Here is a 23859-nt window from a genome sequence, read left to right as displayed (position 1 = left end):
CCAAGCGTATTGGAAAACTACAGGAATCTTTATACCCGCTATTATCCCAAACTCTACAATTACGGCCGCAAGTTCACCACCGATGTTACGCTGATCGAAGACAGCATCCAGGATATTTTTCTCGACTACTGGAACCGAAAGGATATTCATGATCAGCCTACTGCTATCAACAGTTACCTATTCTCCGCATTCCGGTATTCACTGTTCAAAAAGATCAACCGTGAGCGGCGGCTTATTGCTTTGTCTGGCAACAATGACGATCCCGATTTCTCTGCTGATCATTTTATCAGTCAGGCCAATGCCGGGCCTGATGTGGAGCGGCAGATACAGGCAGCGCTCCGCCAGCTCACTGCCCGGCAGCGGGAGGCATTGTTCCTGCGCTTTTATGAGGGATTGTCGTATGAGGAGATCGCGGTAGTGATGTCCTTATCGGTAAAGGCTTCTTATAAACTGATGGCCAGAGCGTTGTTGCAGTTGAAGAAGGGGCTTCCCCTGCCGGTTTGGTTGTTGGTGTGGGCGGCGTTGAAAAATAATTTTTAAAAAAGTTCACCGGCCGTGGGGTAATTGTGATTGTTCCCGGCACTATATACTTATAGCAATGGAGAAGCGTGACTATAAAGATTATGAGCATTGCGGCAGCAGGGAGTTTATCTGTGATCCTTTTTTCCAGGAATGGATTGTGAACCCTACTGCCGAAGGAACGGAGTTTTGGAAGGAGTTCCTGCTACGGTATCCTGCTGCTGCTGAAAAAGTGGAGGTCGCAAAGACCTTTTTGCAAGGGATCGCCTTCCGGGAGGAGTTCCCAGATGAACGTGTGGTGGCGGCTTCTTTTGAAAAGCATTGGGAGATTATACAAGGAATAACTCGGCAAGAACCTGCTGCGGAGGATGAAAGTGAACATGCTGGTGGGCATGGAAAGGTGCGCAGGATGTGGAAGATAGCAGCAGCGGCGATTGTGGTGGGCGTGTTGCTCACGATCGGGCTGACCTGGTATTTTTCTTCAAACAATGGGCAGCAACTACATGAAACTCAATATGGGCAAACGAGGCAGGTTTTGCTACCGGATGGCTCTACGGTAATGCTGAATGCACGTTCAAGTCTTGAATATAAGGGTGATTGGAATGATGCTGATGTGCGGGAGGTGTGGTTGAAAGGGGAAGGTTACTTCTCTGTGAAAAAGGCTTTCCGCGATGGCGATGGGCAACGGCCTCAAAAGTTCCGGGTGCACACGGCCGACCTGGTGGTGGAGGTACTGGGTACCACTTTCGATATCCGGGAGCGGCGGGGTGTTACGGAGGTCGTGTTGGGGACCGGCAGTATTGAACTGGTGTTTCGTAATCAGGCTCATGGAACGATCAGGATGAAACCGGGCGACCGGGTGGTGTACGACCCACGGCAACAGCAGCAGGTGTTGCAGGATACGGCCAATGCGACGGATTACAGTGCCTGGCAACAGAACAAGCTGATCCTGAAGAACCCAACCGTCCGGGAGATCGCCCGCTATCTCGAGGATAATTTTGGTTACCGTATCGAACTGGAAGATCAGCGGATGGGCAGCAAGATCATAACCGGACCTATATTATATGATAGTCTGGACGATGCCTTATTCATTTTGTCAACTGTTTTAAATACACAGATCATAAAAAAAGACAGCACCATTATTCTCCGGCCAAGATGACCGTGCTGTGGTTCTGATTTATTATTCTAAAAATTGCTACCAATGATTGCTTTTCATTTGAGAAGACTGCTCATGGCATGCCTATGCCTGGGCCTGATGGCTGTACTATCGTATGGCCAGGCTAAATCCTCCTCCTCGCTGCAGGATGCCTTAAAAAAAGTAACAGAAGTATTCGGAACGCAGTTTGTTTATGATGCTGCGTTGCTGGATGGAAAACAAACCAGCTTCGATTTTACGAATGTAGAAAAGAGAACAGCCCAGGATGTATTGAAGGCTATTTTATACCCACACAATTTCGTATTCCTTTACGTAAAGCCTAATTACTATACCATTGTTCCCAAAGACAGGATAGAGGGAGTGAATACGATGGTGATCACCAACAATGCTGCGCCGGCGGCTGATCCTGCCGAACCGGTTAAGAAAGGGCTCACCATTACCGGCGTTGTGACTGACAGTGCACGGAAAGGTATTCCGCAGGTGACCATCGTGGAAAATGGTACGCGCAATTCTGCCGTCTCTGCTGCTGATGGCAGCTTCAGTATTCCTATTTCTAAAGAGGATGCCATTCTCAACTTCTCGTCTATTGGATATGTGGCGCAGGATGTGCCGGTGAGCGGAAAAGCAACGCTGAATGTGACGCTGCAAACTGCCAGGCGCGATCTTGCCGAGGTGATCGTGATTGGTTATGGTACGCAAAAGAAAGCAGAAGTAACCAGTTCGGTAGCCACTGTGAAGTCGGAGAACTTTACCAAGGGTACGGTGCTGGATGCCGGGCAATTGCTGCAAGGTAAGGTGGCCGGTCTTTCTGTGACAGCGCCCAGCGGTGATCCTACCAGTGGTTCGCAGATATTGCTGCGCGGTAATACTACTTTATTGGGCGCCAACGCCAACCCGCTCATCCTGGTGGATGGTATTCCCGGCGACCTGAAAACGGTTGCTCCGGAAGATATCGAGTCTATCGATGTATTGAAAGACGGTTCTGCTGCTGCCATCTATGGTACGCGGGGTACCAATGGGGTGATCATCGTTACCACCCGCCGGGCCAGTGGCAGCTATACCAATGCTGTTGAGTACAGTGGTTCTGTAAGCACGCAGACCATTGCGCGCAAGCTGGATATGCTGGATGCAGCTGATTATCGCAAGCAGATTGCCGATGGTCAGCGGGAGGCTGCTTATGATCTCGGCAGTTCTACCGACTGGTTGAAAGAGATGACGCAAACGCCCATCAGTCATATACATAATCTTACTTTCCGTGGTGGTAACAGTACTACCAATTACCTCGCGAATGTCAACTTCCGGTTGCTCGAAGGTGTGTTTTTGAAATCGAACAACAACACTTTCACCGGCCGGGTAGATATCAACCACAACATGTTCAATAATAAGCTGAAGTTCAACTTCGGTATGATCAGCTCGCAGAACAAGTATAATACTACGGGCGATGGTATAAGTTTCAATGGTTATACTTACCGGCAGGCGCTTATCCGCAACCCAACGGCGCCTATCTATGATACGGCTGGTCGCTGGCATGAAGAGACAGGTCAGTTCAATTATGAGAACCCATTGGCCCGTCTGTATGAGAGTGATGGCCGGAATACTTCGCAGAACATGCGTTACAACACAACGATCACTTTCCTGCCTTTCCGGGGAATGCGGTTGAATGCCTTGTTATCTTATTCCAAGTTCAACCAAAGCAGGGGTTATGCCGAAACCAAGGAGCATATTTCCACACGTCGTGATTCGCGCAATGGCTTTGCTTCTGTAGGTGGACGTGAAGTGATCGATCGCCTGATGGAGCTGACTGCTGAATATTCCAAGAGCATCGATGATCATCGTTTCTCTTTGCTCGGTGGTTACAGCTACCAGGAAAATGATTATTCGGATCACTGGATGCAGAACTGGGATTTTCCTACTGACCTGTTTTCTTATAATAACATCGGTATTGGTAAAGCGCTCAAAGAAGGATTGGCACCTCAATCGAGCTACCGCGGTGTTACCAATCTCATCGGTTTCTTTGGCAGGCTTACTTACAACTATCAGGATAAATACCTGTTGCTGGGTAGCTTGCGGTATGAAGGGGCCAGCCAGCTGTATGGTGCTGAAAAGCCCTGGGGCTTGTTTCCCGCCGTGTCTGTAGGCTGGCGTATTACGAAGGAAGCGTTTATGCAGAACCAAAACCTGTTTGATGATATCAAGCTGCGGGCTGGTTATGGCGTAACCGGTACCCAGCCTTCCGACCTGTTCCGTGGTGTGGCGCTGTTGGGTTATGGCAACTTCTACTATATGGATGGACAGTGGATCCAAACGTTGTCGCCTTCGCAGAATCCCAACCCCAACCTGAAATGGGAAGAAAAGCATGAAACGAATATTGGTATGGACTTCAGCATGCTGCAAGGAAAGATATCCGGTAGCGTGGATTATTATGTACGCAACATCAATGGTTTGCTGTATGATTACCAGGTGCCCAGTCCGCCCAATCTTTTCACCAGCACACGTGCCAATGTGGGCAAGATGCAGAACAAGGGTTTAGAAGTAATTCTGAATTTTGTGCCTGTACAAACGCGGAGTTTTGTTTGGAATACCAGCGTGAACTTCTCTACCAATAGCAATAAGCTCGTTAGCTTGTCTAATGACCTGTACAAGCTCACTAATAATTACTTCACTACCGGCGGTACCGGGGAGCCCATTCAAACATTTACGCATCGGGTGGATATAGGGCAGAACATCGGTAATTTTTATGGTTTCAAAGTGATCGATGTCACTAATGATGGCAGGTGGATCTATGAAGGGCAGGATGGCAAGCCGGTGCAGTACAATGATTTCGACCATACGTTCGAGGATAAAAAAGTGCTGGGTAATGGTTTGCCCAAGTATTATGCTGGCTGGAATAACAATGTACGGTATAAGAACTGGGATCTGTCTGTGACCATGCGCGGGGCTTTCGATTACCAGATACTGAACTTCCAGCGCATGTATTACGAGAACACCAATATTCAGCAATACAACCGTTTGAAGTCTGCGTACGATAAGGTTTTTGGGAAAGCTGTACTGAGTAAGGATATGCCGCTGGAATTCAATAGCTACTATATCGAGGATGGCGATTTCTGGAAGATAGATAATATCACGGTAGGCTTCAACCTTCCTAAGACAGGTGTATCCTTCATCAAATCGGCCCGCTTCTATGTGTCTACGCTCAATACTTTCATGATCACCGGTTATAAGGGTATCGATCCTGAAGTGAACAGGCTGGGATTGAATCCTGGTAATGATGACCGGGATAAATATCCTACTACGCGTACTTATACACTGGGCTTAAACTTAAATTTCTAACGATCAAGCTGCCAATTATGAAACGGACAATAATTACTGTTGCTATTGCTGCTGTCAGCACGCTGGCATGTACCAAATTGAAAGATACGAGTTACAACCAGATCATTGCTTCGCAATTCAATCCTACCGGTGGCGACCTCAATTCGCTGGTGGGTAGTGCTTATGTGAACTGGCGTTCTACGTTGCTCAACTGGAATGGGGTTCACCGTGCGCAGGAAAACTCTGCCGACCAGGTGGTGACGCCTGCCCGCCCGAATGGCTGGGTGGATGGTGGTATCTTCCGCCGCATCCATGAACACAAATGGACGGCCGATGATGATGTGGTAAACAACTGCTGGAGCCGTACGTATGCCGGTGTGACCAATTGCAACCGGATCATTTATCAACTGGAATCGGGCGGTATTCCGCTTACGCAGGGTAAGGAGAATGTGATCGCTGAGCTGAAGGTGTTGCGTGCTTCTTATTATTATATGTTGTGTGATCTGTTTGGCAATGTGCCCATCGTTACCGATTTCAATGTGCCTGATGGTTTCCTGCCGCAACAAAGTACGCGCAAGCAGGTGTATGATTTTATTGTAAAGGAGATTACGGACAACCTGCCTTTGCTGAGTACCAAGAACGATCAGAGTACGTATGCGCGCTTCAATAAATGGGCGGCGTACACATTGCTCGCCAAGATGTACCTAAATGCGGAAGTGTATACAGGTACGGCTGCGTGGGATAAGTGTATACAGGCTTGTGATGCTGTGCTCAACTCCGGCGCCGGTTATATTCTGGAGGCTGATCAGCGTGATGTGTTCAAGACCAATAATGAGAACTCGAAAGAGATCATCTTTGCGCTGCCGCTGGATGAGAACTATGTGACAGACTGGAACGCATTTGATATTCACATGCAAACATTGCAACCTGCCAACCAGGCTACTTATAATTTGAAATCTGCCCCCTGGGGTGGTATCTGCGCCACGCCGCAGGCCATCAGCTCATATGATCCGGATGACAGCCGCCTTGCTAATAACTGGATTAAAGGTCAGCAATATTCCGCAGCCGGTCAGGCACTTAAAAGCACCATGGGTGCTACTTCCGGTCAGCCACTGGCATTTATCAATGAGCTGCCGGGCATCGATAAGTCTGACGAGATCCATGGTTTCAGACTGGGCAAGTTCGAGATCAAGATGGAGGCGAATGTTCAGTTGAGCAACGACTGGCCACTGTTCCGGTTTGCCGACATCAAGATGATGAAAGCGGAGAGCCTGCTGCGTACCGGTAAAGCTAATGACGCCGCAATTATTGTAACGGAAGTGCGGACCCGCAGTTTCAGGAACAACCCGGCCAAGGCTACAGTAACCGGTGCTCAATTACAAGCGGGCAGTGTGTATGATTATGGTCTGCGCAATTACCTGACCACCACGCATGAGGGTGGGGCTAATATCCAATATGGCAGGTTCCTCGATGAGCTGGGCTGGGAGTTCAACCAGGAGGCGAGGAGAAGGCAGGACCTGATCAGGTTTGGTGTGTTCACTACCAAGTCGTGGTTGTCTCATACGCCGAATGGTGATTACCGCAAACTGTATCCCATACCACGCATCGAGTTGAATAAGAATAGTAATTTGACGCAGAATGATGGATATCCAAAATAGTGAGTTGTGAGTGGTCAGTTGTGAGTCATTGGTCCGATAGTATCATACTTACAGTGCATTGGCAGGATACTTCTTATTTCATTACTTTGTAAGCCGCAGCGTTTCTTTTTCAGAGGCGCTGCGGTCTTTAATATTTATTCATGATCAGAAAGAAGCTTGTTCATATTGCAGTTTATCTCTTTGCCGGTGCATGCACGGTTCATGCACAGACATCCAGTCTTCAAACTTTTCCGTTGTCCAGTGTGCGATTGCTCGATGGGCCGTTTAAAGATGCGCAGCAGACAGATCTGCGTTATATTATGGAATTGAATCCTGACCGTTTGCTGGCGCCCTTTCTGCGTGAAGCGGGGTTGCCTGTGAAGGCCGAGTCTTATGGCAACTGGGAGAATACCGGTCTGGATGGTCATATCGGTGGTCATTACCTCACGGCTTTATCGCTGATGTATGCGTCTACGGGGGAGGAGCGGGTGAGGCAAAGGCTGGATTATATGATCGGTCAACTGGAGCAATGCCAACAGGCCAATGGAGAAGGATATATCGGTGGCATTCCCGGTGGAAAGGCCATGTGGGCAACCATTGCTGCCGGTAAAATAGATGCCGGTGGTTTTTCACTCAATGGCAAATGGGTGCCCTTGTACAATATTCATAAACTGTATGCTGGTTTATATGATGCCTGGACTATTGGTGGTAGTCAAAAGGCAAAGACCTTATTGGTGAAGTTGTGTGACTGGTGTGTGAAGCTTGTATCGAATCTGTCTGATGAGCAAGTGCAGCAAATGCTGCGCAGCGAGCATGGAGGCATGAATGAAGTGTTTGCCGATGTGGCAGCCGCTACCGGCGATGAACGTTATTTAGCGCTTGCGCGCCGCTTCTCCGACCGCCGCATACTTGATCCTTTGTTACAGCAGAAAGATGCGCTTACCGGTATGCATGCGAATACGCAAATCCCCAAGGTGATCGGGTATAAGCGTATTGCCGAAGTGACGCATGATACAGCGTGGGCCAATGCGGCTGATTTCTTTTGGACTACGGTCGTAAAGCACAGGACAGTGTCTATCGGCGGCAACAGTGTGCGGGAGCATTTTCATCCTGCCAATGATTTCAGTTCTATGGTGGAGTCGCGCGAAGGGCCGGAGACCTGCAACTCGTATAATATGCTCAAGCTCACCAAACACCTGTTCCTAAGCAAACCTTCCAATACTTACATGGATTACTATGAACGAACGTTGTTCAACCATATCCTGTCTTCGCAAAGTCCTACTGGTGGTTTTGTATATTTTACACCCATGCGCCCCAATCATTACCGGGTGTATTCTCAACCGCAGGAAGGTTTTTGGTGCTGTGTAGGTTCCGGTATGGAGAATCACGGCAAATATGGTGAGCTGATCTATGCGCACAATAACAATGATCTGTATGTAAACTTATTTATTCATTCTACGCTGGAATGGAAGGAGAAGGGATTGAAGCTGACGCAGGATACCAGGTTTCCTTCCGTCTCCATCTCAAGCCTTAAGTTGTCGCTGGCAAAGCCTGCGCAGTTTACTATTTATGTGCGGTATCCTTCCTGGGTGACACCAGGCCATATGAGTGTGAAAATTAATGACACGCCAATCGAGGTGAAACATGATGGCAGCTCTTATTTTGCTATCAACCGGCAATGGAAATCAGGAGATGTGATCACTGTTTATCCATCTATGCATACAGAAGTAGAAAGATTGCCCGACAGTTCAGCGTGGGTCTCTTTTGTTCATGGACCTATTGTATTGGCTGCAGCTATGGATACTTCCGGTCTTGATGGGCTGTTTGCCGATGGCAGCCGTATGGGGCATGTTGCTGCAGGAAGGCTCGTGTCGCAGGATGATGCGCCGCTGGTGGTAGGAAAGGAAGATAAGTTAGCCAGCAAGGTGCAATACCAGCTGTCGAATAAGCGGGATATGGTATTTCCTGCTTCTGGTCTCTTTTATCAGCCGAAGTACAAGCATCTATATCTGCGGCCTTTTTATACTATTCATAATAAACGGTATGTTATTTATTTCCCTTATGCCAGTCCGGATAAGCTGGAACAGGTGACAAAGGGGATGAAGGAAAAGGAGCAGGCGAGGCTGGCACTGGATGGTATCACTGCTGATGTGGTTTATGGTGGCGAGCAGCAGCCTGAGTCGGACCATAACTTTAAGGCGGACAGGGCAGAGGCGGGACTTTTCAGGGAACGCAACTTCCGCAATGCCAGGGGCTGGTTCTCTTATGATCTGCGCAATACTGGCGGGAAAGCAAAGAGACTGCGTGTTACTTACTATGCCCGTGACCGGAACAGGCAGTTTGATATATATGTAAATGATGTGTTGCTCACTACGGTAAAGATGGATGGTGCTGGTGAGGATAAGTTTATAGATGCAGATTATTCTTTGCCTGATGGCTTGCTTAATAGTACTCCTTCTTCTGTTACGGTAAAGTTTGTGGCGAAAGAGGGTGTTGCTACTGCTAATGTTTTTGAGGTACGGTTGCTGAAGTAACCTGATTTGACACGGGGCATCTATATACTGTCTATACACTGGCATGGGGGTATCTATAAAGTATCTATGGATTAAACCCTCTATAAGGTCTCTATAACTCCTCTATAAGAGCTCTATAAGTCCTCTATAACTTTTTGAGAATTTTGGGAAATGAGGTGAGTGGAGGAGGGACTGTAAATTTCAGTTTCCCAATGTGTAACGTTGAAAGTAAGTTAATTAAAATATTCGAAATTTACAAAGCGCAGTTCTCGTGGTAGTTCTTGAGCACGATGGGCTCCTGTTCCATTTCAAAACCTTCATATCTTACTAAAACATCATCCAGTACAGCTTCGGCTTCTTCTATAGTGGATGCTGCCATCAGGTGTTGGCGGAGTTCTGCAAAGCCGGGTAGCATTTTAAGGTAGTAGAGATAGTGGCGGCGCATGGAGTAGATGCCGGCTACCGGTCCTTTCCAGTCTACTGATTTGCGGAGTTGTTTACGGCTTACTGCCACCCGTTCTGCGAGGGTGGGTGCGTGCATCAGTTCACCCGTTTTTATATAATGTTTGATCTCGCGGAATATCCAGGGGTATCCGATGGCTGCACGGCCCACCATGATGCCGTCTACGCCATAACGGTTCTTGTATTCCACTGCTTTTTGCGGTGAGTCGATATCGCCGTTGCCAAAGATTGGGATGTGTATGCGTGGATTGTTCTTTACTTTGGCAATGAGGCTCCAGTCTGCCTCGCCTTTGTACAGCTGACAACGGGTGCGTCCGTGAATGGCCAGTGCTTTGATGCCTGTGTCCTGTAAGCGTTCTGCTACTTCTTCGATATTCTTGCTGTTGTCATCCCAGCCCAGTCGTGTTTTTACGGTTACCGGCAGCTTTGTGCTCTTTACGCAGGCCGTGGTAAGTCTTACCATCAGGTCGATGTCTTTGAGTACACCGGCACCAGCGCCTCTGTTTACAATGCCTTTGATGGGACATCCGAAGTTGATGTCGAGCAGGTCAGGATTGGTGGCATCAACAATCTGGGCAGCGAGGGCCATGCGGTCTTCGTCGCCACCAAATATCTGTATGCCTACCGGCCTTTCTTCGTCTAATATGTTGAGCTTGCGGCGGGCCTTGATGGCATCTTTGATCAATGATTCGCAGGAAATGAATTCGGTATATAGCAGGTCGGCGCCATTGTCCTTGCATACCACGCGGAAGGGAGGATCGCTCACGTCTTCCATAGGGGCGAGGAGAAGCGGAAAATCAGGGAGTTCTATGTTGTCGATCTTAACCACAGTACGGTGTAAATGGGTGCAAAAGTACAAAGAAAAAAGCAAGTGGCTGGCGGGCTCCGGGAACTGCTCGTTGCCCGTTGCCTGACAGCCACTTACTGTTTTTATGCGAACTGTGACCTACTGATAAATCCTGATGTAATCCACGATCAGCCATTGCGGGAAGGTGGTGGTGGCGTCGGGGTTGCCGGGCCAGTTGCCGCCTACTGCAAGGTTGATGATCACGAAAAACTCTTCATTGAATGGATAGTTGTTGGAGCCGAGGTCGGCTTTGTTGACGGTAGAGAACACATTACCATCCACCAGCCATTTGATCTGGTCCTGCTTCCATTCAAGGGAGAATACATGAAACTGATCGTTGAAGGTGCCCGAAGGCAGGGTAGTGTTCCGGTTGATCTGCGTACTGCCGGGACCAGGTCCAAAGTGGAGTGTACCATGGGTTTTGTTGGGCTCATGGCCTACTACTTCCATCAGGTCGATCTCTCCGCTTTTGGGCCAGCCGCCAAACACGCTTTTCTCCGGCATCAGCCAAAAGGCGGGCCAGATGCCTTTGCCTTTTGGTAGGATAGCGCGGATATCTATACGCCCGAACTTAACTGGTTTCTTTCCCTGTGTAATGATCTTGGAGGATGTATAGTTTTTCCCCTGGAAGCTTTCAGGTCTTGCTTCAATGATCATTTTACCATCCTGGAAGAAAAGGTTATCGGCTCTGTCTGTGTAATACTCCAATTCGTTATTACCCCATCCGCATACATTCGGACAGCCATCGCCATTCTGGTGGCTCCAGATGGTAGTGTTGAGTGTGGGGCCACTGAATTCATCACTCCATGACAGGGTGAGGCCCGGATAGGAGTTAGGGGCATCGTATCCCGTATTGGTATACGCTACTTTAGTGTCGTCATTGCGGATGGTGCCTATGCCTGACTGTTTCGATAAACTGCCATTGACAGGACTTTGTAACTGTACCGTAAATGCATCATCTCCTTCTTTGATATCGTCGGCTACTACTGATACGATGATCTTCTTTTGGGTTGTGCCTGCCGGGAAGGAGATGGTTTGGTTGGTGGCTGCCACATAATCTTCTCCGGCTTTTGCCGTAGTGCCAATAACGGAATAGTTCACCGTAACTTCTTTGGTCGTCTTTTTGTCCAGGGTTACCTCAAATTCAAATGAGGTAGTTCCGCCGTTTCCTTCAAAGAATGTAACATCGTTGACGGAAATGGCTGGTACTACCGGTGGTTCTTCCCCGGAGCCTCCGCTGCTTTTACTGCAACTTGCCGATGTGAGTGTAAACGACAGGGAGCAGAAGAGCGCTGAAATTAGCTGAACCATATAACCTTCTCTTTTAATCATAGATGTGATTTACGGATTATTTCGCTTTGAATGTGAAGGTCCATTGACCCCAGTCGTATTTTTTATTGATCACCATTTTAGTGGCTGTCATTTCAATGATGTCGTAGGTAATCTCGGGCTCCGGGTTAGCGGAAGTACCTGTTTCGCCAGCCTTGTATAAAGCCATGTAAGCGCCATTGCCTATTACTTTCAGCTTGCTGTTGGCAATCACCTTGAAGTTGAAGTTGCCGCCACCCCAGGGCTTGTACTTATTGGGGAGCTGGCTCACGTTGATGCAACCAACAGGGAACCCGATATCTGTAGGCCAGGGGTTACCGCCTTCGTCATCTACGCGTATGTCTCCTTTCAGGTCGAGTATGAAGGTGCCATCTTTTTTGAATGTGTATTCGTCGTTGAAAGCGCAGGGACGACCGGCTACATCGCCTTCGCCGCTTGTCCACCAGGGACCGCCGCTCAATGGTCCTACTACCAGCGCGCCACCTGCTGGTTGATCCAATACCCATGTTTTGGAAGTGCAACCTGTGAGGAGTGCTTTTCTGCCTGCGCATCCGTTGGGATCATCTGCAGCAACGTTTACCTGTGCTGTGGTGGAGTCTAAACCGCCGTCAGACATTACCAGGAGTTTGATAGTATAGTTGCCCATATCTGGATAATAGGCTGTATCGACCTTTTTGCCCTGGCGTGCACCGCCGCCGTCGCCAATGTTCCAGCGAAAGTAGAAGGCCTCGTTGGTAGTAGACGTGAGCAGGTAGGTATTTACTTTGCCTGCTACGGGAGTTACTGTGAAAGCGGCTTTGGGTTTTGCGCCGATATCTCCGAAGCTGGTCTTGGGGCTGCAACCGGGCATGAAGGCCGGAATCAACAATAGCAGCAACCAGTAGTATATGTATGAATTGTTCTTACGTAACATGATGGTAAGTTTTTTTAGTTATACCCTTTGTTTTGCTCCAATACTTTATTGGTTACATCGATCTCTTGTTGCGGTATGGGCAACACTTCGTTCTTGTTGGCTTTGAAACCACGGGCGCCTAATACTTCAACTGCTTTGCCGGAACGTACGAGGTCGAAGAAGCGGTGGCCTTCTGTGGCCAGCTCGAGCCTACGCTCTTTATAAATGTTGTCCAGCGTAGCAGATATGGCAGCCAGGCCTACGCGGTGACGTACTGTGTCCATCAGGTATTGTGCTCTTGCAGCGTTGCCACCGCCACGTACCAGTGCTTCTGCTTCCAGCAGGTAAGTGTCGGCCAGCCTGATCTCTATTTCATTCATTGGCCAGTTGATCTCTGCTGTACCTACGTTGGAGCGGAATGCTGTTACCGGTGCATATTTCCGGACAAAGTAATCGGTGTTCTGGTAGCGTGGTGTGTATTTAGCGCCTTGTGCTTTCATCGCAGCGCCATCGATGATCGTATGAGCAAAACGGGGATCGGTTTTCATTACTGCTACCAGGTCTTCAGTGATAGGACAGAAACCCCAGCCGCCGGAATAGAGCGGACCATTGTAATCTGCCGCACCTACGTACTGAACAGCTACGTTGCCTTCGCCTCCGTTGATCCAGCCCCAGTCGCCCCAGGCAGCGAGGTTGGAGTGGGGGATCTCGAGGATCGACTCTGCGTTGAATTTGTTATCTGCACGGAAGATGTCGCCAAAGTTGGGCAGCAGGCGATAGGCTGGAGAAGTGTTTACTTCATTCAGCAGGCCTGCTGCTTCTGCCATGCGGGCGTTGTTGTTCTGGTAAATGATCGCTTTGCCCAGCATCGCGGTAGCGGCTCCGCGGGTGAGGCGTCCGTATTCTGCCACTGGTAAGGTAACCGGCAGATCGGGGCGTGCTTCTTTCAGGTCTTTTTCAATCTGTGCATAGATCGCTGCTGGCTCTGCCTGTTTCTGGCTGTACAGCTCACTGGTAGGGATAGGTCCTGTAAAGAGGGGTACCCTGCCAAAGAAACGTACGAGGTCGAAATAGAAATAAGCGCGCAGTGTTTTGGCTTCCGCAATCACGCGTGATTTGAAGTTGGCTGGTAAGCCATCTACTTTTTCAATTTTCTCCAGCAACAGGTTGGCTCTGTATACGCCGGTGAAGTTCTTTTGCCAAAGTCCGAGTTGTGGTCCCCTGAAAGCGTCGAGTGTAAAATTGTCGTAGGCTACCCAGCTTGGCTGGTCGGAGGCATCACTGCCTCCTGCATACGCGTCATCTGATGCGGCAGACAGCAGGGGCATTTTCATCGTGTATCCTCCTGATGTGCCCCATTGCATAACATCGTATACGGATACCAGTCCCTGGAATGCCTGGTCCTGGTTTTTGTAGAAGTTGTCTTCCAGCTCAGTGCCTTTAGGCTGCAGCTCGAGGAAGCTTTTGCTGCACGCGGCTGTTGCTATGAACCCGCCAATCAGTACGGGCCACCATTTTATATTGAATCTTTTTCTTGTCATTGTTCAAATTTTTGTGGATTAGAAACCTATGTTGATACCTGCCATCAATGCGCGTGGTTGTGGATAGATGCCACGGTCGATGCCGTAGCTGCCACCGCCGATCTCCGGATCGAAGCCATTGTATTTGGTAAAGGTGAACAGGTTGTTACCTGTCAGGTATAAACGTACTTTGGTCAATCCGGCTTTCTTTGTCAGGTAATCAGGAATGGTATAACCGATCTGTAATACTTTGATGCGGAAGTAAGCGCCGTCCTGCAGGTAGAAGTCTGAGCTGCGGCTGAAGTTTTGGTTAGGGTCATTGAATACCAGGCGTGGGAACTTGTTGGAGGTTCCTGCACCGGTCCAGCGGCTCAGTGCTTCTGTAGTCCAGTTGGCAGTGGGCAGGTCGAAGCGGCGGAGCGCCTGGAACACATCATTGCCGGCAACGCCCTGGCCAAATACGAGGATATCAAATCCTTTCCAGTTGGCCTGTGCGGTGAAGCCGAAGCTTACATCTGGTGTGGGATCGCCGATGATGGTGCGGTCGTCGTTATCGATCTTGCCATCGCCGTTGTTATCTACGAAGCGGATATCGCCGGGTTGTGCACTGGCTTGTAATAAGCCTCCGTCTTTATTGCGATAGTTCAGTACATCTTCCGGTGTTTGGAACAGGCCATTGGTCCTGAAGCCAAAGAATGAACCGATAGCATGGCCTACAGCCGTGCGGGTCATTTCCACGCCCTGTGGGCCAAATTTTTGTCCTTCGAGGAATTTCTTATCGGCGCCGAGGTAGGTTACTTCATTTTTCAGGTAAGAGACGTTGCCGCTTACTTTGAAGTTAACATCGCCAATCCTGTTGCTGTAGCCCAGTTCCATTTCTATACCACGGTTTTCCATATCGGCAATGTTGCCAATGGGGCCTGCGTTGCCTGCATAGCCGGGAACCGCAATGCCCAACAACATGCCGGATGTTTTCTTATTGTACACATCTAATGTGAGGTTGAAGTTGCGGAACAGTACCGCATCTAAACCGATGTTGATCTGTGAGGTTTCTTCCCATTTCAGGTCGGGGTTGGAGATGGCGTTGGGGCTAACTCCATTTACCAGTACCGGTGTGAGGCCGATGGTATAATTTCTGCCGCCGCCTACTGTAGAGAGGTAACGGAAGTCGCCGATACGGTCGTTACCTGTAACGCCATAAGAGGCGCGTACTTTCAGGAAGCTCACCGCATCTGATACGGGGAAGAAGCTTTCGCGGGAAGCTACCCAGCCTACTGATACGGAGGGGAAGTAACCGTATTTGTTATTGGGACCAAACTTGGATGATCCGTCACGGCGAATGATACCTGTGAACAGGTACTTGTCGTCGTAGCTATAGATCACACGACCGTATAAGGATGAGAGTGACTCCTGGTACTCACCGCCCCAGAAGAACTGGTTGGTTTGTGGTACAGGAAATGCGAGTGATGCGTCTTTGATATCATTTACGGGAATGCCACGTTTGGTACCGCCCTGTGATTTGCCGGTGTTCTTTTGGCCTGTGGTTCCTGCCATCACCGTAAAGTTGTGGCTGCCAATGGTGCGGTTATAAGATATCTGGTTTTCCCAAAGCCAGAACACGCCACGGTTCGATTCGCGGGTGTAGCCGTTGAGGGTAACCTGGTTGATCGTGTTCAGGTAGTGTAAGGGAGAGAAGCTTTCATTGCCCCAGAAGGCAAGGTCTGTACCGATCGTGCTGCGTAGCTTCAATCCTTTGATGGGTTCTACTTCTCCAAATACGTTGGCAACTACTTTGTCGGACCAACTGCTACCCTGAGCTACTTTTAAAGCTGCTACCGGGTTCAGGATCTCTGAGCTAACGATGGTGGAAATGCCGTAGGGGTTACCGCTGGGGTCACGCACTACCGGCTGGTTGTTGTACGGGCTTGAGTTGATCAATGCGGGATCGGTAACGATGAAAGGGGTGATAGGGTCCATATTGATGGCGCGGTTGAGGGGTGTGCCCCACTCGCCATTGGTACCTACGCCTACAGAAGATATGCGGGTGTAGCCAACGTTGCTGCCAAATGATATGGCGTTAGTGATCTTATGGGTAGAGTTGAACCGGACGGTAAACCTCTTGAAGTTGGAATTGTCCGGGGCAACAATGCCTTTCTGGTCGAAATAGCCGAATGAAGCATAATAGGTAGACTTATCTGAACCGCCTGAGAGGCTCAGGTCATGGTTCTGGATGGGGGCGCCGTCATCAAAAACTTTGCTTTGCCAGTCGGTTCCCTTGCCGAAGGAGGCGGGATCGTTGAAGCGAGGCGCCTGTCCATTGGCTACGTAGGCTTCATTTAATAAAGTGGCGTATTGGGTAGCGTCCAACAAACTCAATTTGCGCCAGGCTTTTTGGGTGCCGAGGTAGCCATTGTAGTTGACAGCTATTTTACCTGTCTTACCTCTTTTGGTGGTAACGATGATTACTCCGTTGGCAGCGCGGGCTCCATAAATGGCGGCAGAAGCGGCGTCTTTCAGGACTTCGATGGATTCGATGTCGCTTTGGTTGAGGTATTCGATACCGCCACCGATCTGTACGCCATCTACTATATATAATGGGTCGCTGTTGCCGATGGTAGTGGTACCGCGGATACGTACAGTAGCGCCTTCACCGGGCTGGCCGGAGTTGGTGGTGATGGTAAGACCGGATACACGCCCTTGCAGCGATTGTTCAACGCGCTGTACCGGCATGTTTTCGAGATCGCTGGCTTTTACTTTGGAAATAGCGGTGGTAACGGCGCCTTTACGCTGGGTACCATAACCTACTACGACCACCTCATCCATGCTGCCGGATCTTTCTTCGAGGCTGATGGTGATGGCGGACGCGTCGCGGACGGTGAATTCCTGTGTCGTTGTCCCGATGTGGGAAACGACCAATACTGTACCGGCGCGGGGTACGGTGATGGAAAATTTGCCTTCGGCGTTGGTAGTGGTGGCAGTAGAAGTGCCTTTTACAACAATGGTAGCGTTGGGAACCGGCGTACCGGCGGCCTTGCTGGTTACCGTGCCGGTAACGGGGATGGATTGTCCATAGGCCTGGTTAATAAGCAGTGTTTGGAGTAGTACTGCAATACTTAGCAGTACAGCTTTCATTTTCATAAGCAAACAATTTAGTTTCGTGATTGGCAATCGTACAGAGGGTAGAGATCGGACAGGTTCAAGCAAGGCATTGAGCAGGGCGAAACCGGTCTGGTCTGTTCTGTTTTTTGCCGGTTCTAAAGTTAGACCGAGGTACTGCATGAGCATATTTTCCCACTACATCACCACTACATCACTCTGCTGCAAGTCAACAAAAACAGGCTTTTGGGGTACAACAATACTACATCACTGAAAAAATGTTACTTTCACATAGGCCTCCGGTGTTGCCGGATGCACTACCTTGAACAGGAAGGCTGAATTGAGATTTTGTAGAGCCTGTTGTGAAGATGGGGTAACCCGGCTTTCTGCAGGCAGACCATATCCAACCTGCTTATGAAGAGGTCTAAACGATTGCTACTGCTACTTCTCCTGGTGGAGATCTCCTGCTTTGGGCAGAACACTATTGGTTTGCCCGAGATCATCAATTATTCCAAGCATATTTATGGGGGTGGGACGCAAAATTGGGACATTCAGCAGGATGTTCATGGTATTATGTATTTTGCTAATAATGAGGGTATGCTCAGTTTCGATGGCACGCATTGGCGCATTTATCCCTTGCCCAACAGGACCATCGTCCGCTCCATCGCTATCGGGAAAGACAAGCGTATTTATGCCGGTGGACAGGATGAGATCGGTTATTTTTCCCCCGATTCAACCGGTGTGCTGGCTTTCACTTCGCTAAAGCACCTCATTCCTGAGAAAGAGCGCTCTTTTGCCGATATCTGGGACATCATTCCCTGGGGTAATGACATCTTCTTCCGTTCGATCCATAAGATCCTGCAGTATACCAATCAAACCATGATCGTTTATCCGGCTGTATCGGAATGGGCTTTTATGGGTATTCACGGCAACCAGCTGGTGGCACAGGACATGAGTTACGGCCTGCTGCGTTTTGCCCAGGGCACCTGGCAGCCGCTGATGCGCCATGAGGATATGGTGCCTGGTTTGTATACCAGCGCCTTGATCCCGGTGGGTAAAGACAGCTCCCTGCTGACCACGCTAAAGGATGGCCTGTTTCTACTGGCCGGCAACCGGCTTACGCCTTTCCGGTCTGCCGGGCTGGCTGCGATATCAAAAGAAACTATTTATGGCGGGCTTGCGCTGGGGCGCGACTGGTTTGCACTGTCTACCAGCCTGGGCGGTTGTCATGTTTTCAATATGAAGGGGGAGCTGGTGCAAAGCTTTACGCGTAAGGAGGGGTTGCAGAATAATAATATTACCAGCATTTTTCGCGACCGGAACAACAACTTGTGGCTGGGACTGGATAACGGGATCGACTTTGTAGCCTACGACAATGCCATCAAACATATTTATCCCGAAAACCTGAATGAGGGATCGGGCTATGCAGCTCTTATCCACGATAATTACCTCTACCTCGGCACTACCAATGGTTTGTATACCGTGCCGCTCACTGCCACGGACGATCTTAGTTTCGTAAAAGGGCAGTTTGCGCAGGTGCCTAATACAAAAGGGCAGGTGTGGGGCCTGTCGGAGATCAACGGGCATGTGCTGCTGGGGCATCATGATGGCTCGTTCCAGGTTGGTCCCGGAAATGCTTCTCCCGTAAATGCCAAGCCTGGCTGGGGTTATTGGACTTACCTGCCGGTGAACAAAGTATTGCCTTCTGCGCAGGTGCTGGCTGGCACTTATCATGGCCTGGAGATATTGGAATATGACCATAATGTTTTTCATACTGGCCGTAAAATAGAAGGACTGGATGAGCCTGCTCGTTTTATCACTTTTGATAATAATAATGTTGCGTGGGCCTCGCATCCGTATCGTGGCGTTTACAGGATAGAGATGGGCGTTCAGCCTGCGCGTATTAAGTTGTACACCGATAAGGAGGGATTGCCTTCTTTCATGAACAACCACGTGTACACAGTGAGAAACCAGGTAGTGGTGGCTACTGAAAAGGGTGTTTATGTGTACAATGCCCGCACTGATAAGTTTGAACGCTCGCCGTGGTTTCAATCCATTTTTGACAATACCAGCTTGCGTTATCTGAAAGAGGATACGGATGGGAATATCTGGTTCATTCATGAGAAGCAGCTGGGCGTGGTCGATTTCTCTGCGGCCAATCCACAGATCGTATACCTGCCTGAGCTGAATGGCAAGATGGTGAGTGGCTTCGAACATATTTATACTACTAATGGGCGTAATATTTTCATTGGCGCCGAGAATGGGTTTTATCACATCAACTATGATCAATACCGCAGGAATAAATACCTGATCCAGGCGCGCATCAATGCTGTCACTTCCACTGGTCCATCCGACCGGCTCATCTTTGGTGGTTACTTCGGTGAGGTGGATGATATGAGTGGTCAGAAGCAGGATGCTATTCCTTCTATAGCGTGGAAGTGGAACTCATTGCATTTTGAGTATTCGTCTTCGTTGTATGGGCAGCAATCGAACATTACTTACAGCTATCAGTTGAAGGGATTTGATAATGGCTGGTCGGATTGGTCGAAGAAAACAGAGAAGGATTATACCAATCTGCCGCCGGGTCATTATTCTTTTGAAGTGAAGGCGCGTAATAACCTGGGCAATGAATCGCCGGTGAGTAGTTTCTCCTTCGAGGTATTGGCGCCCTGGTATAGAAGCTGGTGGGCTTATAGTGTGTATTTCCTGGCTTTGTGTGCGCTGGGTTATGCGTTGTACAAACGGCAGCAAAAGAAATTCAGGCGTCAGCAGCAGCGGCATGAAGAGGAGCAAAAGCGTTTGCAGTACCTGCATCAACTGGAGATGGAAAAATCGGAGAAGGAGATCATGCAACTGCGTAATGAAAAGCTGGAGTCGGAGATCGATCATAAGAACCAGGAGCTGGCTTCTTCGGCCATGCACCTCGTACAAAAAGGGGAATTGCTAACAAGGATCAAAGATGAATTGAAGCGGTTGAAGAAAATGCCTGCCAACGGTAATGGTGATGATGGGGAAGAGTTGAAGAAGTTGTTGCGCATCCTCAATGAAGAAGATAAAATTGATCAGGGCTGGGAGCAGTTTGCTTTTCACTTCGACCGGGTGCACAGTGATTTCCTCGTGGCCTTGAAAGAGCATTATCCGCAATTGACTGCTAATGAGATCAAGTTGTGTGCGTACCTGCGCATGAATTTGTCGACTAAAGAAATAGCGCAATTAATGAATATATCGGTGCGCGGTGTCGAGATAAGTCGTTACCGCCTGCGCAAGAAATTACAATTGTCTACCGATACCAATCTTTTTCAATTCCTGCTGAATATAAAATCTGCCAATGCCTGATACCCAACCCTCTTATTGTATCGGTCGTATCTGCTATTGTAATCTGTAATATGATGGAATACAGGGCGTAATTTATCCACATCTTTCCGGGTATAGTGAATGATTAATCCCGGATTAAAAATTGGCGCGAATGTTGCGTTCTGTGAACCATCCAATACCTCCATTTTACCCTTCCAGTTGATCGCATCCGTAGAACCAGATTCTATTGAAGAACCGTGCCCAAGGCGAATTGCTGCTGAAACCCAAAAATCAAACTTACGTATGCGAAAGTCCGCACTGTTATGCCTATTAGTGCCCGTGTTTAGTTTTGCCCAGGAATCAAGTCGTTTACATCTTACGCTCTTTGGAGGTGTCTCCAATTACCAGGGCGATCTACAGGGCCGCACTTTTACGTTTAATCAATCTAATCTTGCTATTGGTGCTGGTTTGAAATATGACCTGACACCGCACATTGGTGTTCGTGCTGGTATCCAGTATGGAACGGTAGAGGCCCACGATAACCAGAATACGGAAGCTGTGTTGCGCGCCCGTAACCTGAGTTTTGAAAGCCGGATACTGGAAGGCAACTTATTGTTAGAATACACATTGTTCAACATGGAGGATAAGAAGATATCTCCGTATGTATTTGGCGGGATAGCTTTGTATCACTTCAATCCTTATGCTTTCGATACGCTGGGTAATAAAGTGTTCCTGAAACCTTTGAGTACAGAAGGACAGGGTCTGACTGCTTACCCGGATAGAAAAGAATATAAACTCACACAGTTTGCCATTCCTTTTGGTGGTGGTATCAAGTTCAGGGTTAGCCCTAATGTGATACTTGGCTATGAGATTGGCTTACGCAAGCTGTTTACGGATCATCTCGATGATGTGAGTGGCACTTATGTGGACGAGTTCCGGCTGTTTGAAGAGCGCGGCGCCAAGGCTGTGGAAATGGCGTATCGTGGTAATCAACTGAAGGATGGTCTTCCTTATCCTGCAGAAGGAAGCCCCCGTGGTGGCGCCAAATACAAAGACTGGTATTATTTCCAGGGCCTCACACTTACCATCGGTATTGGCGGCAATGGCGGCGGTTTTGGTGGTGGCCGTGGTGGAACAGGTTGTCCTAAAAACGTATATTAATAGTTTTGTGCTATCTGCTAATATGTGTGCGGCGCTCTCGTGAGCGCCGCATTTTTTTGTTGCCACATACAAAGTCCTGCATTTCACCTGCTATAGCCTGTTGTTTACACCATTGCCCGTTTACAGGTGGGGTTGCTGTATAATTTGCAGGTTGCTTATGAAAAGGTTAGTTATTCTGGCAATATGGTTTGCGGTCATGAACAGTGTTCAGGCCCAGACAATCTTCTTCGAGGATTTTGATGGTATTAATGGCTCCACTTTTGGCGGTGCCGGAACATATGCTTTTGCGCCGGGTTGGCGTGTTTTCAATGTAGATAATAATCAGCCAGATGCACAAGTTAGTTATGTCAACAATGGTTGGATAAGGCGTGAAGCTTTCGGTTTCAATACTGCAGACAGTTGTGCTTTTTCCACTTCGTATTATTCGCCGCCAGGAACGGCCAATGATTTCATGTGGACGCCGTTGATCGGACCGCTATTCGATAACTGTGAGCTAAGCTGGAGAGCTAAAGCTTATGATGCTGCTTACCGTGATGGTTATGAAGTGCGGATCATGACAGTGGCTCCTACTGGCGGTACAGGTGATATCGGTAATCAATTAACCCACTCTAACGTGTTGTTCAGCACTACTGCAGAGAATAATACCTGGACAACACATACTGTCAGTCTGCATGCTTATGCCGGGCAGATGGTGTACATCGGTTTCAGGAATAATGCTGTTGATAAGTTCCTGCTTGCTATCGATGACGTAAAAATAGAGCGGGTGGCACACTACGATCCCAGCATGGTCCACATCAATTCATTCGAGTATGCAACTTATCCGTTACAACAGGCTGTCAATCTTCCGTTGTCTGGTACTATCCGTAGTTATGGTGTATCGCCTATTACCAATGTACGTATGCGGGTGGAAGTATATAATGCCGCACAAGCATTGCTGTATACGCAAACCAGTACGCCCGTGGCTTCGATGAGCTACGGGGCCAGTGCTAATTTTACTGTTCCCGGTTGGACGCCAACTGCCACAGGGCAATACCGGGTCAAGTATTTCCCGGTAATGGACCAGGCTGAATCTTCCACGGGCAATGATACTTTGTTCAATACCATCACTATTCATGATTCTTTATACGCCAGGGATGACAATGACATAGTGGGCGCTCTGGGTACCGGGGCGGGCAACGGTTATCTGGGGCAGTCGTTCTCTATTCAATCGACCACGCAGCTTCGTTCTGTTTCTGTAGCTTATAATCGTGGTTATGCGGGTCGCAAATATGCTTTGACAGTGTGGAGCATGGCCGGAGGAAAGCCTGCTACAATTATTGGTTCTACGGATACGTTGTTGTATGCTGATGATAATGCTTTTATCGACACAATACCTATTTATGGTGGAAGGCTCACGCTCACGCCTGGTGAATACGTGGTGGCTGCCGTGGAATTCGATTCAACGTTGGCGCTCATTCAAACGCGCGGGGTCTTTACACCCGGGAAGGTGTGGGTGCAGTTTAATGCGTTGCCCTGGGAAAATGTGGAGGCATACGGTGCTAATTTTACCCGTCCATATTATATCCGGCTGCATGTAAGTAATGCTTCTGTGTTGCCTGTAAAGCTGGTATCTTTTGACGGGCGTCATACGCCTGGGGGCAATCAGCTGCAATGGAAAGTGGCCGATCAGCAAGGTATTCTCTCGTATGTAGTGGAGCGGAGTATCAATGGTGGCGACTTTGCTTCCATTGGGTCGGTGCCTGCCAATAATCTGCTTTCACATACTTATCGTTTTACAGATCCTGCCACGCTCAGCGGCAAGATCGATTACCGGCTGAGGATCGTTGAGCAAAATACCATTAGCTATAGCAAGGTTATCCGCCTGACTATTGCCGGAGAAGCAAAGGCTGTTTTGTGGCCGAACCCTGTGCGAACCACGGCTTTGTTGCAGAGTAGTGACCCACAACTATTGAATACCACAGCCTGGCTTGCAGACGCGCAAGGGAGGGCTATGAAGGCATTCAAACTCACCCGTTTACCTTTCTCTGTCGACCTATCTATGCTGCCGGCCGGGGTTTACTTCCTGCGGTTGGGTAATAACCAGGTATTGAGACTGCTGAAGGAGTAATTCTCCGTACCTTTGCC

13 protein-coding genes are annotated in these 23859 nt (G+C 48.9%); 8 read left to right on the top strand and 5 right to left on the bottom strand.

Going from position 1 to position 23859, the window contains the following annotated elements; genetic code table 11:
• Nucleotides 1–9: 9 nt before the first annotated feature.
• The 5 genes from AC5JBY_RS30355 to AC5JBY_RS30335 all read left to right on the top strand — a co-directional run bounded on the left by AC5JBY_RS30355 (nucleotide 10) and on the right by AC5JBY_RS30335 (nucleotide 9155).
• Complete coding sequence (locus AC5JBY_RS30355) at nucleotides 10–540, top strand: RNA polymerase sigma factor (protein WP_495908457.1); 531 nt, start codon at nucleotides 10–12, stop codon at nucleotides 538–540.
• Between the two features lie 58 nt (nucleotides 541–598).
• Nucleotides 599–1678 (top strand): FecR family protein, encoded by a 1080-nt coding sequence (locus AC5JBY_RS30350; RefSeq protein ID WP_495908456.1) that lies wholly within the window; start codon nucleotides 599–601, stop codon nucleotides 1676–1678.
• A 42-nt stretch (nucleotides 1679–1720) separates the two neighbouring features.
• Nucleotides 1721–5005, top strand: coding sequence for a SusC/RagA family TonB-linked outer membrane protein (locus AC5JBY_RS30345; RefSeq protein ID WP_495908455.1), 3285 nt, complete (start codon nucleotides 1721–1723; stop codon nucleotides 5003–5005).
• A gap of 17 nt (nucleotides 5006–5022) precedes the next feature.
• Entirely contained in the window at nucleotides 5023–6642 is a 1620-nt protein-coding gene (locus AC5JBY_RS30340; protein WP_495908454.1) for a RagB/SusD family nutrient uptake outer membrane protein, read from the top strand.
• Nucleotides 6643–6782: 140 nt separating this feature from the next.
• Nucleotides 6783–9155 carry a beta-L-arabinofuranosidase domain-containing protein gene (locus tag AC5JBY_RS30335; protein WP_495908453.1) on the top strand — a complete coding sequence of 791 codons (2373 nt, stop codon included), beginning with the start codon at nucleotides 6783–6785 and terminating at the stop codon, nucleotides 9153–9155.
• A 232-nt stretch (nucleotides 9156–9387) separates the two neighbouring features.
• Here the strand turns inward: AC5JBY_RS30335 and dusB are convergent, their stop codons facing one another.
• From dusB to AC5JBY_RS30310, 5 genes are all read right to left on the bottom strand, one after another.
• A complete protein-coding gene (dusB, locus tag AC5JBY_RS30330) occupies nucleotides 9388–10425 on the bottom strand; it encodes a tRNA dihydrouridine synthase DusB (protein ID WP_495908452.1) in 1038 nt (345 codons plus the stop codon).
• Nucleotides 10426–10542: 117 nt separating this feature from the next.
• Entirely contained in the window at nucleotides 10543–11775 is a 1233-nt protein-coding gene (locus AC5JBY_RS30325; protein WP_495908451.1) for a family 16 glycosylhydrolase, read from the bottom strand.
• A gap of 16 nt (nucleotides 11776–11791) precedes the next feature.
• On the bottom strand, nucleotides 11792–12685 hold the full coding sequence (locus tag AC5JBY_RS30320) for a PKD domain-containing protein (protein ID WP_495908450.1): 894 nt from the start codon (nucleotides 12683–12685) through the stop codon (nucleotides 11792–11794).
• 14 nt (nucleotides 12686–12699) lie between these two features.
• The gene (locus AC5JBY_RS30315; protein WP_495908449.1) at nucleotides 12700–14205 is read right to left on the bottom strand and encodes a RagB/SusD family nutrient uptake outer membrane protein; all 1506 of its coding nucleotides are present in this window, start codon (nucleotides 14203–14205) and stop codon (nucleotides 12700–12702) included.
• Nucleotides 14206–14223: 18 nt separating this feature from the next.
• The gene (locus tag AC5JBY_RS30310) at nucleotides 14224–17322 is read right to left on the bottom strand and encodes a SusC/RagA family TonB-linked outer membrane protein (protein ID WP_495908448.1); all 3099 of its coding nucleotides are present in this window, start codon (nucleotides 17320–17322) and stop codon (nucleotides 14224–14226) included.
• A 372-nt stretch (nucleotides 17323–17694) separates the two neighbouring features.
• On the opposite strand from AC5JBY_RS30310, the gene AC5JBY_RS30305 reads away from it, so the two are divergent.
• The 3 genes from AC5JBY_RS30305 (at nucleotide 17695) to AC5JBY_RS30295 (ending at nucleotide 23842) form a co-directional block, all read left to right on the top strand.
• Complete coding sequence (locus AC5JBY_RS30305) at nucleotides 17695–20616, top strand: triple tyrosine motif-containing protein (RefSeq protein ID WP_495908447.1); 2922 nt, start codon at nucleotides 17695–17697, stop codon at nucleotides 20614–20616.
• Between the two features lie 261 nt (nucleotides 20617–20877).
• Nucleotides 20878–21735, top strand: coding sequence for a DUF6089 family protein (locus AC5JBY_RS30300; protein WP_495908446.1), 858 nt, complete (start codon nucleotides 20878–20880; stop codon nucleotides 21733–21735).
• 157 nt (nucleotides 21736–21892) lie between these two features.
• Nucleotides 21893–23842 (top strand): choice-of-anchor J domain-containing protein, encoded by a 1950-nt coding sequence (locus AC5JBY_RS30295; protein ID WP_495908445.1) that lies wholly within the window; start codon nucleotides 21893–21895, stop codon nucleotides 23840–23842.
• Nucleotides 23843–23859 lie beyond the last annotated feature (17 nt).

It is taken from the genome of Paraflavitalea sp. (genome assembly GCF_059502485.1).
Note: the sequence above shows the minus strand (reverse complement) of the source record. Positions and strands in the feature narration are given on the sequence as shown.